Annotated in this window: 13 protein-coding genes, 1 tRNA gene and 1 pseudogene; 9 read left to right on the top strand and 6 right to left on the bottom strand. The window is 71.2% G+C overall.

Annotated elements, in window-relative coordinates:
- A pseudogene (locus ACSQ1L_RS13025) lies at positions 1-252 on the bottom strand (hypothetical protein); the annotation flags it as partial.
- 213 nt (positions 253-465) lie between these two features.
- Between ACSQ1L_RS13025 and ACSQ1L_RS13020 the strand changes: the two are divergent.
- A complete protein-coding gene (locus ACSQ1L_RS13020) occupies positions 466-1,017 on the top strand; it encodes an OmpA family protein (protein ID WP_435995261.1) in 552 nt (183 codons plus the stop codon).
- Here ACSQ1L_RS13020 and ACSQ1L_RS13015 read toward each other — a convergent pair.
- From ACSQ1L_RS13015 to ACSQ1L_RS13005, 3 genes are read right to left on the bottom strand one after another with little or no spacing between them, the layout of a single operon-like run.
- Positions 1,010-1,231, bottom strand: a complete 222-nt coding sequence (locus tag ACSQ1L_RS13015; RefSeq protein WP_435995259.1) for a hypothetical protein — start codon at positions 1,229-1,231, stop codon at positions 1,010-1,012. The two genes, ACSQ1L_RS13020 and ACSQ1L_RS13015, sit on opposite strands and share 8 nt — an antisense overlap.
- 49 nt (positions 1,232-1,280) lie before the next feature.
- A complete protein-coding gene (locus ACSQ1L_RS13010; protein WP_435995257.1) occupies positions 1,281-2,018 on the bottom strand; it encodes a hypothetical protein in 738 nt (245 codons plus the stop codon).
- On the bottom strand, positions 2,015-2,524 hold the full coding sequence (locus ACSQ1L_RS13005; protein ID WP_435995255.1) for an RNA polymerase sigma factor: 510 nt from the start codon (positions 2,522-2,524) through the stop codon (positions 2,015-2,017). Before ACSQ1L_RS13005 ends, ACSQ1L_RS13010 begins: the two co-directional genes overlap by 4 nt.
- 99 nt (positions 2,525-2,623) lie before the next feature.
- On the opposite strand from ACSQ1L_RS13005, the gene ACSQ1L_RS13000 reads away from it, so the two are divergent.
- The 4 genes from ACSQ1L_RS13000 (at position 2,624) to ACSQ1L_RS12985 (ending at position 8,044) form a co-directional block, all read left to right on the top strand.
- Positions 2,624-3,937: a S8 family serine peptidase gene (locus ACSQ1L_RS13000; RefSeq protein ID WP_435995253.1), complete on the top strand. Its 1,314-nt coding sequence runs from the start codon at positions 2,624-2,626 to the stop codon at positions 3,935-3,937.
- 92 nt (positions 3,938-4,029) lie between these two features.
- On the top strand, positions 4,030-4,725 hold the full coding sequence (locus ACSQ1L_RS12995) for a hypothetical protein (protein WP_435995251.1): 696 nt from the start codon (positions 4,030-4,032) through the stop codon (positions 4,723-4,725).
- Between the two features lie 134 nt (positions 4,726-4,859).
- Positions 4,860-6,995 carry a TonB-dependent receptor gene (locus ACSQ1L_RS12990; protein WP_435995249.1) on the top strand — a complete coding sequence of 712 codons (2,136 nt, stop codon included), beginning with the start codon at positions 4,860-4,862 and terminating at the stop codon, positions 6,993-6,995.
- 2 nt (positions 6,996-6,997) lie between these two features.
- Positions 6,998-8,044: a PepSY-associated TM helix domain-containing protein gene (locus ACSQ1L_RS12985; RefSeq protein ID WP_435995247.1), complete on the top strand. Its 1,047-nt coding sequence runs from the start codon at positions 6,998-7,000 to the stop codon at positions 8,042-8,044.
- 91 nt (positions 8,045-8,135) lie between these two features.
- Here ACSQ1L_RS12985 and ACSQ1L_RS12980 read toward each other — a convergent pair whose 3' ends face one another.
- Positions 8,136-9,755, bottom strand: coding sequence for a response regulator (locus ACSQ1L_RS12980; protein WP_435995245.1), 1,620 nt, complete (start codon positions 9,753-9,755; stop codon positions 8,136-8,138).
- Between the two features lie 63 nt (positions 9,756-9,818).
- Complete coding sequence (lipB, locus tag ACSQ1L_RS12975; protein ID WP_435995243.1) at positions 9,819-10,535, bottom strand: lipoyl(octanoyl) transferase LipB; 717 nt, start codon at positions 10,533-10,535, stop codon at positions 9,819-9,821.
- 75 nt (positions 10,536-10,610) lie between these two features.
- Between lipB and ACSQ1L_RS12970 the strand changes: the two genes are divergently transcribed.
- The 4 genes from ACSQ1L_RS12970 to ACSQ1L_RS12955 all read left to right on the top strand — a co-directional run bounded on the left by ACSQ1L_RS12970 (position 10,611) and on the right by ACSQ1L_RS12955 (position 13,969).
- Positions 10,611-10,862, top strand: coding sequence for a FliM/FliN family flagellar motor switch protein (locus ACSQ1L_RS12970; protein WP_298744034.1), 252 nt, complete (start codon positions 10,611-10,613; stop codon positions 10,860-10,862).
- A 50-nt stretch (positions 10,863-10,912) separates the two neighbouring features.
- Positions 10,913-10,999 (top strand) — tRNA-Leu (locus tag ACSQ1L_RS12965).
- 139 nt (positions 11,000-11,138) lie between these two features.
- The gene (gene mgtE / locus ACSQ1L_RS12960; RefSeq protein ID WP_435995241.1) at positions 11,139-12,557 is read left to right on the top strand and encodes a magnesium transporter; all 1,419 of its coding nucleotides are present in this window, start codon (positions 11,139-11,141) and stop codon (positions 12,555-12,557) included.
- Between the two features lie 74 nt (positions 12,558-12,631).
- Positions 12,632-13,969 carry a lysozyme gene (locus ACSQ1L_RS12955; RefSeq protein WP_435995239.1) on the top strand — a complete coding sequence of 446 codons (1,338 nt, stop codon included), beginning with the start codon at positions 12,632-12,634 and terminating at the stop codon, positions 13,967-13,969.
- The last annotated feature ends 29 nt before the right edge of the window (positions 13,970-13,998 follow it).

Genomic DNA, 13,998 nt, shown 5'->3' with positions numbered 1-13,998 from the left:
CGCGGACGAGCCGCCCTCGACCGGCGCGTCGGTGCGTTTTTCGGGGACCGGCGGCGGCGGCGGGGGCGGCGGACGGAACAAGGTGACCTCCACCGGCGTTGGGGGTGGCTCGGGCGACGGAAGCGGCGAGGACGCCGGCTCCGACAGGATCAGCACCGCCAGCAGGCCGAGGTGCAGCCCGATGCTGAGCGCTCCGGCGCCAATCCACCGTCCCGTGGAAGACTTCCTGCTGCTTGTCTTATGTTCTTGCATCGGAAATCCGAGATTAGCAGCGAGTCGCGGCAATGCTTTGATGACCATTGTCTCACGTCAGGATCGTGGCGACCGGTGTTCGTTTTTACTGTTCTTGCGTCGTCTTTGACATTTTCTTGCCGCGGATAGGTCATCACTCTGCCGTTCCGGCTCAGCTAGCTAAGCGTTCGGGGAATCAACGGGCCTGCCGACCCGCACTCAGGAGACTTTGTTTTGAACAGATCGACTTTCAGAACCGCCGCCCTCACCGGCGCAGTTCTCGCGCTTGGCTTCGCCGCCAGCGGCTGCGCCAGCCACCGGTTCGTGCGCGACAACGTCGCCGTGGTCGACACCCGCGTCACCGGGGTCGAAGGCCTTGCCGGCGAGGCCCTGGCCCGCGCCAACGCCGCCCACAAACTCGCGGAGGGCAAGTTCCTCTATGAGGTCGTGCTCGCCGATGATTCGATGAAATTCCCGACCGACCAGCATGCGCTGTCGCCGGAAGCCGAGGCCCGGCTGGCCGAACTCACCCAGCGGCTCAAGGCCGAGAACCGCAACGTCTACCTCGAGATCCAGGGTCATACCGACGCCACGGGCGACGAGGAATACAATGAGGAACTGGGCCAGGCCCGGGCCGAAGCGGTGCGCCGCTTCCTCAGCCGCGACGGCATCGCCCTGAACCGGATGGCCACCATCTCGTATGGCGAGGAAGAGCCCGTGGCCTCGAACGACACCGAGGAAGGCCGCGCCCAGAACCGGCGCGTGGCGATCGTCGTCCTTAGCTGACGACGACGCGTCGGCGGCGGCCGTCCCCGCCCGAGGCGGCCGCCGACTCCTGCAGCCCGTCCGCCGGCCGGTTCCGGCCGTCCAGCAAACGGGCCAGCAGGGCTTCGTAGTGCTCGGCCAGTTCCGCACTGGCCGAGCGCTCGCGGGCGTCCAGCGCTTCCGCGGCGCGGCGGCGCCAGCGTTCAACGCGGCTGCGCAGGGTGTCTTCGTCCATGCCGGGTCCAACGAACGGCCCAGCCTGTTTCATCCGTAAAGCTTGACGATCAGCGCCAGCCGGCGTCGCGGGCCCGCGCCTCGGCCGCGGCGTCCAGCGTTTCGCCGGCGATCAGGGCGTCCACCGCGCTCAGCACCGCGTCAGGCGTGTCGGCTCCGGCCGTCCGCACCTCCGAGCCCGAAGGCTCGAACGGGGCCAGCACCTGCATGCCCCAGCCAGCGCCTTCACGGCAGGCCAGGCCCGCCACCCCCGCCTCGGCGGCCTGGAAGGTGCGGCACCAGCGGCCCCCGGCGTCCCGGAAGGTCAGCCCGACCGCCCGCCCTTCGGCATCCGCGGCGTCGGCCGCCAGGCCGCGATCCAGCACCCGGACGAGACCGGCGTCGGCGATCGCGCCACCGGCCGCGACCGCGAATCCGTCCGGCGTCCGGTCCTGGCCCGACCAGCCGACGGCCAGGCCCAGCACGAAACAGGCCGCCGCCCCGCCCCAGATCGCCGCATGGCGTGGCGCGAAGGCGTCGCGCAGACGGCCCGCCAGCGGCGCCGTCCACGGCTCCGGCCGGACCGCCCCGCCCGCGATCAGCCGCGCCAGTCCGGCGTCGCGCGGATCGGGCGCGGCCGGAAACGCCTCGCGCGTCAGCGTCCGCAGACCGCGCAGTTGCTCCAGCCGCCGGGCCAGCGCCGGATCGGCCGCCGCCGCCGCATCGATCGCCGCTCCGGCTTCGGGCGTCAGTTCGCCGTCCACCCGCCGCATCAGGATTTCGTCATCAAAGGGGGCTGGACCGGTCATGCGCTCACTCCCTGTTCGGTCAGGGTCTGGATCAGGGTCTGGCGGCCGCGCACCAGGCGGCTTGTCAGGGTGCCGGCCGGCACGCCCAACACCTGGGCCGCCTCGGCGTAGGACAGGCCGTCGACCAGCACCAGCGCCACCGCCAGCCTCTGATCGTCCGGCAGCCGGCGCAGCGCCTGCCGCACCGCCAGCGCGTCGGCGCGCAGCCCCTCGTCCGCCTGCCCGGCGTCCGCCACGTTCGGCGTCATTTCATTCTCCGGCGAGACCACCCGTCCCCACCGCGTCCTCGCCCGCCCCTCATCGATATGGATCCGCCTCATGATCGTAAACGCCCAGCTGTCGAGCCGCGTCCCGGGACGATAGCCGCCGCGCCTGGCCAGCGCCCGCTCGACGGTGGCCTGCACCAGGTCCTGGGCGTCGGCGTCGGAGCGGCAGACGGCGCGCGCGAAACGACGCAGCCTTGGCAGAAGCGCCACCAGCTCCGTCTGAAACCCATCCAAGCGCACACTCCGGTCATGCGGATGAAACGTCCCGCCCCCGACGTTTCATCCATTGTCGGGCCGAGGCCAATGGCCTTTGATGCCCGGAACGAAAGGAGCAGGTTCTTGCTGATCGGTCTACGCATGGCGACCATTCTCGCGGCGCTGGCGATCCTGTCGGTCGCCGCCCCGGCGCAGGCGCAGATCGGCCTGCCCGGCGGCGCGCCCAGCCTCCCCCGCCTGCCCCTCCCGGACCGCCTGCCCGTCGACCCCGACCGGCTGCAGGACCGCCTGCGCGACCGCGTCGACGAAACCCTCCAGGCCCCGTCGCGGGTGCGCGGCCTGATCCGCCAGTCCGGCGGCGCCCTCGAGGCCGATCCGCTGGGCTGGCCCGTGGTGCGGGCCGAGATCGTGGCCGTCGATCCGTCGCCGGCCAGCCGCCGCATCGCCCTCGACGCCGGCTTCACCGTTCTGCGCGAGGACCGCCTCGAAGGGCTCGACCTCGCCGTGGTCGTCCTTGCTCCGCCGCGCGGCCTGTCGCTGCGCCGGGCCGTCGAGCGCCTGCGCGACCTCGACCCCGACGGGGCCTGGGAATTCAACCACGTCTACAGCCCGGCCGGGACGGCGGAAGGCGCGACCGTCGCAGGCGCCGCGTCGCCCGGCCCGGCCCAGGGCGGCGGCGTGCGGGTCGGCCTGATCGACACCGGCGTCGACGCCCGCCATCCGGCCCTGGCGGGCGCCGCGATCCGCCAGCAGGGCTTCGCCGGCGAGGCCCGGCCCGGCGCCCACGGCACGGCTGTGGCGTCGCTGCTGGCCGGGCGGTCGGACGCCTTCTCCGGCGCGGCCCCGGGCGCCACCCTGTTCGTGGCCGACGTCTATGGCGGCTCGCCGTCCGGCGGCGCGTCCACGGGCGTGGCCCAGGCGTTGGCGTGGATGGTCCGGAACGACGTGCCGGTGGTCAACGTCAGCCTCGTCGGTCCGCGCAATACACTGGTCGAGGCCGCGGTGCGCCGGGCCTCTGCCCGCGGCGTGCTGATCGTCGCGGCGGCCGGCAACGACGGCCCCGCCGCCCCGCCGCTCTATCCCGCCGGCTATCCGGACGTGGTCGGAGTCGTCGGCGTCAACGCGCGCGGCCGGGCCCTGCCGGAAGCCGCCCGGGGCCCACAGGTCGACTTTTCCGCCCCCGGCGCCGACATGGCCGCGGCGGGAGCCGGTCAGGGCTATGTCTCGGTGCGCGGGGCCTCGTTCGCCGCGCCGCTGGTGGCCGGGCTGCTGGCCCGCCAGCGAGGAACGGGAGACGCCGCCGTCCAGGCTCTCGCCGCCCGGGCCCGCGACCTCGGCGCGCGGGGCCCGGACCCGGTCTACGGCCGCGGCCTCGTCGCCGCCGACCTGCGCGTGCCGCCCGCCGCCGTCGGCGCCCGGGGACGGCTTTCGCGCTGATTTCCAGCCGCGCCGGATGAATCCCGGCGCGCCGGTCGTTGGACCCTGCGAGGGCGGCTTCCTTCCCGCCCGCTCACTGCAGGAGAGACGAGATGCGCAAGACCCTGATGCTGATGACCACGGCGGCCTTCACCATGGCCCTGGCCGGCGCCGCCAACGCCCAGGTGCTGGGCGGCTCGGGCGGGCTCGGCGGCGGACTGGGCGGCCAGATCGGCGGCCTCGGCGGTCAGCTCGGCGGCAACGTCACGGGCGGCCTGACGGGCTCGATTGACGGCTCCTTCGCCCGCGACCGACTGGGCGAAACCACCGCCCGCGCCGACCGTCTGCGCGCGCGCGCCGAACGCCGCGCCGCCGCCGCCCGCGCCCGGGCCGAACGTCGCGCCGCCGCCACGGCGGAACAGGCGCAAAGCCCGGCCGGTTCGGTCGCTGCCGGGGCCCAGGGCTCCGGCCAGGGCGCGCTCCAGGGCGTCTTTGACGGCGCGGCCGGTTCGGCCTCCGGATCGCTGGCCGGCGCGCTGAACGGCGCGGCCTCGGCGGGCGGCGGCTCGCTCACCGGCGACGCTTCCGGCTCCGGCTCGGGCTCCGGCTCGGCGTCTTCCGGCGGTGACGCGGATGCGGCCGCGCCGGCCCCGGAGCAAGACGAGCGGCCCCGCCAGAACCGTCGCCGCCGCGTCGACGCCAACGGCTCGGCCGACGGCTCGGCTTCGGCCTCGGCGGACCGCAACAACGCGTCCGTCAGCGCCGACGTCAGCGCCGGCGGTTCGGCCAGCGCCGGCCGCGACGACTGACCGACGGTTCCCGCCGGTCTCCCAGCCCCGCCGGCCCCCGCCGGCGGGGTTTTTTCTCGCGCCTGCGACTGCGACTGAGATTGACTTGCAAGAACGAACATGGTGGAGGACGCCCCTGTTCCTCCAACGCTTGGGTGTGCGTCTTGTCCTCTCGTCTGTTGCTGTCCGTCTCGGTCCTGTCCCTTGCGGTCGCTGCGCCCGCCCTGGCCCAACAGGCCGACCCCGCCGCGACGCTCGACGAGGTGATCGTCACCGCCGCCCGCACCCAGCTGCCGCGCTCGGCCATGCCCAGCACCGTCGAGGTCATCGGCGAGGCCGAGATCGCGCAGCAGACGGCGCTCGGCTCCTCGGCCGTCGAGACCGTGGCGACCCTGATCCCCTCCTTCTCCCCCACCCGCCAGAAGCTGTCCGGCGCCGGCGAGACCCTGCGCGGCCGCTCGCCCCTGTTCCTCGTCGACGGCGTGCCCCAGTCGACCCCGCTGCGCGACGACAGCCGCGACGGCTTCACCATCGATCCCTTCTTCATCGACCGGGTCGAGGTCATCTTCGGCTCCAACGCCATCCAGGGCGTCGGCGCCACCGGCGGCGTGGTCAACTACGTCACCGCCGCCCCGCCCGCCGAGGGCGCCGGCCCGTCCGGCCGGGTCCAGGCCCTGACCACCTTCGACGACAGCGTTTTCGGCGACAGCGTCGGGGGCAAGCTGGCCGGCATCGTCGGCCAGGACTTCGGCCGCTTCGACCTCACCGCCGGGGCGGCGTACGAGGCCCGCGGCGTCTACTATGACGGGGCCGACCGCCGCGTCGGCGTCGACGGGGCCCAGGGCGATCTGCAGGACAGCGTCAGCTGGTCGATCTTCGGCAAGGCCGGCGTCGACCTGACGGCTGATCGGCGCCTCGAGCTGATGGTCAACCACTTCGAGCTGGAAGGCGACGGCGATTATATGGTCCTCGCCGGCGACCGCGACATCGGCCTGCCCACCACCTCCGTCCGCGGCGACGCCCCCGGAGTCCAGCCTTCGAACGACGTCAGCTCCGCCGCCCTCAGCTACACCGACAGCAACGTCCTCGGCGGGACGCTGCGCGCCCAACTCTTCGCCCACGACTATTCCGGCGTGTTCGGCGGCGGGACTTTCGGCACCTTCCAGGACGCGTCCATCGCCCCGATCGGGACCCTGTTCGACCAGTCGGCCAACAATTCCGAGAAGCTCGGCTTCAAGCTGGACTGGCAGGGCGACATCGCCCCCCTGCCCGGGCTCAGCGCCCTGGTCGGCCTCGACGCCCTGCGCGACACCACCTGGCAGGGCCTGATCCTGACCGGCCGCGACTGGGTGCCCGAGACCCGTTACGAAAGCCTCGCCCCCTTCATGCAGCTGAACCAGCGCCTGTTCGACGGCCGCCTGAACCTCTCCGGCGGCCTGCGCTACGAGACCGTCACCCTGATCGTCGACGACTTCCAGACCCTCGCTTCCTACAATGGCGGACAGCAGGTCGCCGGCGGCGAGCCCGGCTTCGAGGAACTGCTGGCCAACGTCGGCGCGACCTTCGAGGTGGTCCCGGGCCTGAAGGCCTACGGCTCCTTCGCCCAGGGCTTCAGCATGGCCGACGTCGGCCGGGTGCTGCGCGGCATCGACCAGCCGGGCCAGGACGTCGACACCTTCCTCGACATCTCGCCGGTCATCACCGACAATTACGAGGTCGGACTGGAGTTCACGCGCGGCGATTTCGACGCCTCGATCGCCGCCTTCCGCTCCGAGACCGACAAGGGCGCCCGTCTGGTGCTGGTCAACGGCGTCTTCGAGGTGGCCCGCGAGGCGACCGAGATCGAGGGCGTCGAGGTCAGCGCCCGCTACGCCTTCAACGACACGCTCCGGCTCGGCGGCGCCTACGCCAGCCTCGAGGGGCGCAGCGACACCGACGACGACGGCGAGGTCGATCGGGATCTCGACGGCGCCAACATCTCGCCCGACCGCCTGATCCTGTGGGCCGAAACCGATGTGACGGACGCCCTGTCCCTGCGCCTGCAGGCCGGGCGCTATTTCGAGCGCGAGTTCGAAGGTCAGCCGGCCGAGAATGATTTCGAGGGCTACGACCTGGTCGACGCCGTCGCCGTCTGGCGCGCCGGCTTCGGCGACGTCAGCCTCGGCGTCCAGAACCTGCTCGACGAGGACTACATCTCCTACAATTCCGACACCACGCGCGCCGGCGACGATCTGAGCTACTTCGCCGGCCGCGGCCGGACGGTGACGCTCGGCGTGACCCGCCGGTTCTGAGCATGATCGGAGTTCTGCGCACCATCCACGCCTGGGCCGGAGCGATCCTGTCGCTGCTGCTCATCGTGTTCGGGCTGACCGGCTCCCTGCTGGTGTTCGAGAACGACTGGATCGCGCTGAAACACCCCGAGGCGCGGGCCGGCTTCGCCGCCGACCCCGCCGTGCTCGGCGCCGCCGCCGAACGGCTCGAGGCCGACCACCCGGACATGCGCACCGTGGATTTCGGCGGCCCGCAGCTCGGCGCCCACAAGCTGTATCTGGCCGAGAAGGATCTGGGCGTCGCCGGCCCGGACGGCGCGACCCTCGACCGCTGGACAGGCCCGGCCCGGACCGAGGCCTTCATCTTCGACCTGCACCACTACCTGCTGGCGGGCGAGACCGGAGAGATCGTCGGCGGCGTCGCGGCGCTGGCGGCGGTGCTGCTGGTGCTGACCGGGCTGGTGGTCTGGGTCCCGGCCTGGCGCGCCACGCGCCTGCGCATCTGGCCGCGGTCGACGCGCCGGGCCGACCTGGTCTCCAGCCACCGCAACCTCGGCCTGATCACCGCCGTGCCGGTCCTGATCTTCTGCCTGACGGGCGCCGGCCTGGTGTTCCATGACCAGGCCCGGGCCCTGTTGGCCCCGAACGCGCCCGAGGCGCCGCCATCGCCCGAGGTCGGAACCGGCGACATCGACTGGCCCGCCGCCCTCGCCGCCGCCCAGGCCCGATTCCCCGACGCGACCCTGCGCATGGCCGGCTGGCCGGCCGGGCCCGGCGAACCGGCCTCGATTCGCCTGAAACAGCCCGGCGAATGGCATCCCAACGGCCGCACCCGGGTGCTGATCGATCCGGCCACGAGCCGGGTGGTCCAGACCCTCGACGCCCAGACCCTGACACCGGGCGAACGCGCCATTCACGCCATCTACCCGCTTCACGCCGGCTCGGTCGGGGGCTGGCTCTACAAATGGGTGACGGTGCTCTCCGGCCTCGCCCTGGCCGTGCTGGGCGGCGTCGGGACCTGGTCATTCCTGATCAAACCGCGCCGCAAGGCGAAGCGCGTCTCCACCTAGCTGCAATCGACGTTCAGCCCGCTGTCCCGGCCTCGGGCAAAGCGCCTTGTCATCCCGGACGGGTCCAACCCCTGTCGGGTGGAGATTGGTTCTACGCCACCGCGGCGCTCTGCGCCGGCAGCGCCCGTTCGATCGCCGCCATCAGCGCCCCCGGGGTGACCGGCTTGGCGAGGTGCTGGTCGGCCCCCGCGTCCGCCGCCTCCTCCCGGTGCCGGCCCATCGCATTGGCGCTCAGCATGATGATCGGCGTCCGCCGCCGCGCCGGCTCATCCCGCTCGATGCCCCGCAACGCCCGCGTCGCCGCCAGTCCATCCATGACCGGCATCTGCATATCCATCAGCACCAGGTCGAACATCTCGGCCTCGAAGCGCTGCACCGCCTGCGCGCCGTCGTCCACCGTCACCACCTCGATCCCCGTCGCCTCGAGGATGGCCTGCACAACCCGTTGATTGACCGGATGATCCTCGGCCAGCAGCAGGCGCACGGGCGATCCTTCGGTCCGCCAGCCTTGATTGGCCGCTGTTCTGGTCGGCCGGGCCGCTTCGGCCGCGCGCGCGGCGTCATGGGCCGCCAGGGACCGCGTGCGCGAAAGCGGCAGCGCCACGCGGAAGCAACTGCCCTTCCCGGGCTCGGACTCGGCCACGATCTCGCCGCCCATGATCTCGACCAGGGACCGAATGATCGACAGCCCCAGGCCGGTGCCGCCGAAACGGCGGGTGATGGTGTTGTCCGCCTGGTTGAAGCGCTGGAAGAGACCGCCCGCGGCCTTGGCGTCAAAGCCGATGCCGGTGTCCCGCACGGCCAGGCTCAGCAGGGCGCAACCCGGCTCCGGCGCGTCGTCCGCGACGTCGATGGACACCGTGATCTCGCCCCGGGCGGTGAATTTCACGGCGTTCGACAGCAGGTTGTCCAGCACCTGCCGGATGCGGGTGGCGTCACCGAGGAAGGCGCCCCGCGCGCCCGCTCCGCGCTCGACGCGGAACGCCACGTCCTTGGCTTCGGCCTTCAATCGGGCGGTCTCGATGACCCCGTCCAGCGTCTGCTCAAGGTCCAGGTCGCCGATCACGAACTCCAGCTGCCCCGCCTCGATCTTGGAGACGTCGAGGATGTCCGAAACAAGCCGCTCCAGCGTGACGCCCGACTGTTCGATCAGCGCGACCAGTTCGCGCTGGCCGGGGGTCAGCTCACTCTGGCCCAGCGCTCCGATCAGGCCGATCACCCCGTTCAGCGGCGTGCGGATCTCGTGGCTCATATTGGCGAGGAAGTCGGTCTTGGCCTGATTGGCCACCTCGGCGGCGGCCTTGGCCTCGATCAGGGCGCGCTCCGCGGCCACCCGGTCCGTGACGTCGCGGGCCACGCCGTAGATCCGGTCGCCGACCCGCCGCGCCCGCCACTCCAGGGTGCGGTAGCCGCCCTCCTTGTGCAGATAGCGATTGATGAACCCGACCACGGGATCGTTCGGGCCCCGCGTCTCGACCTCGACCACGCTCTCCATGGTGGCGGCGTGGTCGTCAGGATGGAGCAGGCGCAGCAAAGGCCGCCCCACCATTTCCTCGGGCCGGTGGCCGAGAATGGTCTCCCACGACGGACTGGCCCGGACCACCCGCCCATCCAGTTCGCGGATGACCAGAAGGTCCAGCGACACCTCGAAGAAGGTGGTCATCGTCAGGGCGTCGACGTCCGGGGCGGCGCTGGACGACGGGGCGGGCATGGAGGTCACTCTGACGGCCGAATGTTGGTGAGGACGATGCCCCCGCCAAGGTTAAGATCGCCTTCAATCGGGGGGGCCGCCCGTGACGATGTCTCCGAACACCCTGCGGAAGCTGACCCTCAGCGCCTCGTCCGCCTCGTCGAGGGTGGCGGGAACGCCCAGGTCGACCAGGCTGGTGACGCCGTGCTCGTTGATGCCGCACGGCACGATGCCGCTGAAATGGCCCAGGTCCGGCTCCACGTTCAGGCTGATCCCGTGGAAACTGACCCATTTGCGCACCTTGACGCCGATGGCGGCGATCTTGTCCTCGCGGCTCCAGCCGGGCCCCTTGCGCTCGACCCAGACCCCGACGCGGCCCTCGCGCACGTCGGCCGCGACGCCGAACTCGCCCAGGGCGCCGATGATCCATTGCTCCAGCCCGCGCACGAAGGCGCGCACGTCCTTGCCGCGCCGGTTCAGGTCCAGCATCACATAGGCCACCCGCTGGCCGGGCCCGTGATAGGTGAACTGGCCGCCCCGGCCGGTGCGATGCACCGGAAACCGGTCCGCCTCCAGCAGGTCGCTGTCCCTGGACGACACCCCGGCGGTGTAGAGCGGCGGATGCTCCAGCAGCCAGACCAGTTCCGGCGCCTCGCCGGCCGCGATGGCCGCCGCGCGGGCCTCCATGGCCTCGACCGCGAACGGGTAGTCGACGTAGCCGGTGGAGACCGCCCATTCGGCCGGAGCGCCGTCCTCGCGGATCAGCTTCGATATGGCCGGGCTTAAGGACTGGGAAAGCATGTGCCCCTCAATGTGGGGATCGGGAGCGCCATGCAACACCGACCCGCCCAGTCCCAGTCAGCGTCAGAGTCCCCCTTGAGCCAGATCGAAGCCGTCGACGTCGAGATCTCGGTTGTGCTGGGGCGCTCCGTGCTGCCGATGAGCCAGCTGCTGCGCATGGGTCGCGGCGCGGTGATTCCGCTCGACGCCTCGGAAACCGACGAGGTCTGGATCCTGGCGAACAATCACCCGGTCGCCCGCGGCGAGATCGAGATCCGGGAAGATCGGATCGCCATCACCGTGACCCGCGCGGCGGACGTCTACGACTTCATGGCGGGAGCCGCCTGAAGACCCTTGGCATAGCGCCCTCTCTCCGCTATCAGCCCCCTCCGATGCGAGCGGTCGTGGCGGAATTGGTAGACGCGCAGCGTTGAGGTCGCTGTTCCCTAACCGGAGTGGAAGTTCGAGTCTTCTCGACCGCACCATCAGAACTGGAGCCCGTCAGGCGAAGTGGACCCCGGTTCGACGCCCGGACGGGCTCTCACTCTCAATCGGGATTGATTCATCAATCCCTCGGGGCGAAACATCGGCGGAAAGCTGATCTGAAAACAGGGAGGGCCAAGCGTGAACACCACCGCAGACGCCCCCCTGCCCGCCGCCCTCGATGATGAAATCGAACACGTGGCGCTGGACGAGGACTACGTCCTCACCGCATCGTTCGTCGAGAAGGTGGTCGACGCCTCCGACGCCGGCGACGGGCTGAAACTTCGCTCCCTGCTGGAAGACCTGCACCCGGCCGATGTCGCCGACCTGATGGGCTTCCTGACCTCCGAGCACCGCGCGGTGGTGGTGCTGTGGCTGCCCGCCGACCTTCTGGCCGACACCCTGCCCGAGCTCGACGACGGCATCCGCGAGGAGGTGCTGGAGCGGGTCCCGCACCTGACCCTCGCCGAGGCGCTGCAGGAGCTGGACTCCGACGACGCCGCCGCCGTGGTCGAGGACCTTGAGGACGACCAGCGCGAGCGCGTGCTGGCCGCCATGCCGGACGTCGACCGGGCCGCCATCGAGAGCTCACTGGGCTACGCCGAGGACTCCGCCGGTCGCCTGATGCAGCGCGAGGTCATGGCCGCGCCGCAGTTCTGGAACGTCGGCGACACCATCGATCACATCCGCAAGCAGGGCGAGGAGATGCCCGAGCTGTTCTTCGACATCTATGTCGTCGATCCGCTCAACAAGCCGGTCGGCGGCGTCGCCATCAGCCGACTGCTGCGCGCGCCCCGGCCGACGCCGCTGACCGAGATCATGGACCCGGTCAACGAAATCACCGTCGAGCAGGACCAGGAGGAAGTCGCCTACATCTTCGAGAAATACCACCTCATCTCGGCCCCCGTCACCGACGCCGCCGGCCGCCTCGTCGGCCAGATCACCGTCGATGACATCGTCAACATCATCCAGGAGGAGAACCGCGAGGACATCCTCCGCCTCGCTGGCGTCTCGGACGAGGACCGCGGCTCATCAGTATCGGAAATCGTACGGGGCCGCGTGCCGTGGCTGGCGATCAACCTGGCCACCGCCGTCCTGGGGGCGAGCGTCATCGGCTGGTTCGAGGTGACCATCCAGCAGATCGTCGCCCTCGCGATCCTGATGCCGATCGTCTCCGCCATCGGGGGCAACGCCGGGACGCAGGCGTTGACCGTCACGGTACGGGCGCTGGCGACGCGGGAACTGAACAGTTCCAACGCGCCGCGCACCTTCTGGCGAGAACTGGCGGTCGGGCTGGCGAACGGGTTGGTGCTGGCGCCACTGATCGGGATCGCCACCGCCCTCTGGTTCCGCGATGAAGACTGGCGGATCGGACTGGTGATCGCCGCGGCCATGGTGCTGAACCTGCTGGTCGCCGCCACGGTCGGAGTGCTGACGCCGCTGACCCTGTCCAGGCTCAAGTTCGACCCGGCGGTCTCTTCGGCGGTGTTCGTGACGGCGACGACCGACTTCTTCGGCTTCCTGATCTTCCTCGGTCTGGCCACGATCGTCCTGCTCTAGTCCCTCTGGACCGGCGCGGGCTTTGCTGGTTCTCCCAGTGAGCGAGCCCGTCCGTCTCGATTTGGGTCATTCCGGTGTCCGACGCGACTACCCCACGTCTGAAAGTCTCCCGCGAGGGAGTCGTCCTCATCAAGAGTTTCGAGGGATTCCGGCCGCGCGCGGTGCGGGACGAGGATGGCGGCTGGGTCATCGGCTACGGGCACAGAACCTCGGCCCGGGACGGGCTTACGGTCAGCGAGCAGGACGCCGAGCTGCTGCTGCAATATGACCTGCTGCCGGTGGTGAAGGCCCTGAACGAACAGATCACGGGGCCGCTCAACCAGCATCAATTCGACGCCCTGGCCAGTTTCGCCATTTCCGTCGGAGTTGAGCGCTTTCTCGCCTCGGACGTCCTGCACCGCCTGAACGAGGGACAGGCCGGGGCGGCTGCCGACGCCCTGATCGGCTGGCCGGAGCAGACCCCGCCGGACGCCCCCCTGCGCCGGCGCGCGGCCGAGCGGGCCCTGTTCGTGGCCGACCCGGCGACCCCGGTGCACCTCGCCGACCTGCTGGCTGCGCCATTGCCCCCGCCGCCCGTCGAGGCGACCATCGTTCGCCCGGATTTCAGCACCCATCCGGGGGCCGCCCGCGCCGCAGCCGTCACCAGCCTGCCGGGCGAAGCGCCGGCCGGGGCGGAGCCGGCGGAACCGGCTGCCCCCGAGCCTGCCGTCGAGGCCGCGCCCGCTCCGTTCCAGCCCGCAGCCCTCCACACCGCCTCGCCCGTGACCACCGTTCACCTGCAGCGGTACTCGCCCTACGCCGCCGCGATCATCGGCCCGCTGCCCGGCTTCCCCACCATCTCCGCGCCCGAGGTCCGTAGCGCCGCCTCGCCCTCGGCCGAGGCCGCGGCTGAGCCGGAACCCCGGTCGAACCCCACGCCGGAGGCCCCAGCCGTTGAGGAAACTCCCGCCGTGGAGGCGTCGCCCCGCGTGGTGCCGCTGGTTCCGCCGGAACCCGGCGTTTCTCCCTTCCCGCCGCTTGAGCCCCCGCTCGTCCTGAGTCCGCCGACCGAGGCGGATTTTGTCGAAACCGCGCGGCCGGTGTGGGGGCCGGAGGACCGGGCCCAGCCCGCGGTGTCGCAAGGCGAGATCGTGCTGTTCGACGACGAGCCGGGCCTGGCGGTATTGCGCCACGAGATCGAACCGGTCGCGCCACGGCGCTTCGACTGGAGCGAGACGGGCGCTTTTCTGATCATGGGACTGATCGGCCTCGCCGCCTGCGCCTTCTCGGCCGCCTCGTTCCGCAAGGCGATGGGGGAGCAGGACATCCTGGGGGACTTCACCCTCATCGGGTGGGTGCTGGCCCTGATCGGCGTGACGTGTGTCGGCGTTTCGTCGTGGTACCTGTATCGGCGCTGGGCGCGGCGGGACTGACTTTGCCGGAGCCGCGGGTGGTGCTACGC

This window comes from Brevundimonas sp. LjRoot202 (assembly GCF_964253355.1).
Taxonomy (GTDB): domain Bacteria; phylum Pseudomonadota; class Alphaproteobacteria; order Caulobacterales; family Caulobacteraceae; genus Brevundimonas.
This window is presented reverse-complemented; position numbering and strand designations above follow the sequence as displayed.

Bases quoted from the DNA above. Each gene is read 5' to 3' on its own strand.
- ACSQ1L_RS13015 (WP_435995259.1), bottom strand. From the start codon at position 1,231: ATGGACGAAGACACCCTGCGCAGCCGCGTTGAACGCTGGCGCCGCCGC.
- lipB (WP_435995243.1), bottom strand. From the start codon at position 10,535: ATGCTTTCCCAGTCCTTAAGCCCGGCCATATCGAAGCTGATCCGCGAG.
- ACSQ1L_RS12995 (WP_435995251.1), top strand. From the start codon at position 4,030: ATGCGCAAGACCCTGATGCTGATGACCACGGCGGCCTTCACCATGGCC.
- ACSQ1L_RS13010 (WP_435995257.1), bottom strand. From the start codon at position 2,018: ATGACCGGTCCAGCCCCCTTTGATGACGAAATCCTGATGCGGCGGGTG.
- ACSQ1L_RS12980 (WP_435995245.1), bottom strand. From the start codon at position 9,755: ATGCCCGCCCCGTCGTCCAGCGCCGCCCCGGACGTCGACGCCCTGACG.
- ACSQ1L_RS12985 (WP_435995247.1), top strand. From the start codon at position 6,998: ATGATCGGAGTTCTGCGCACCATCCACGCCTGGGCCGGAGCGATCCTG.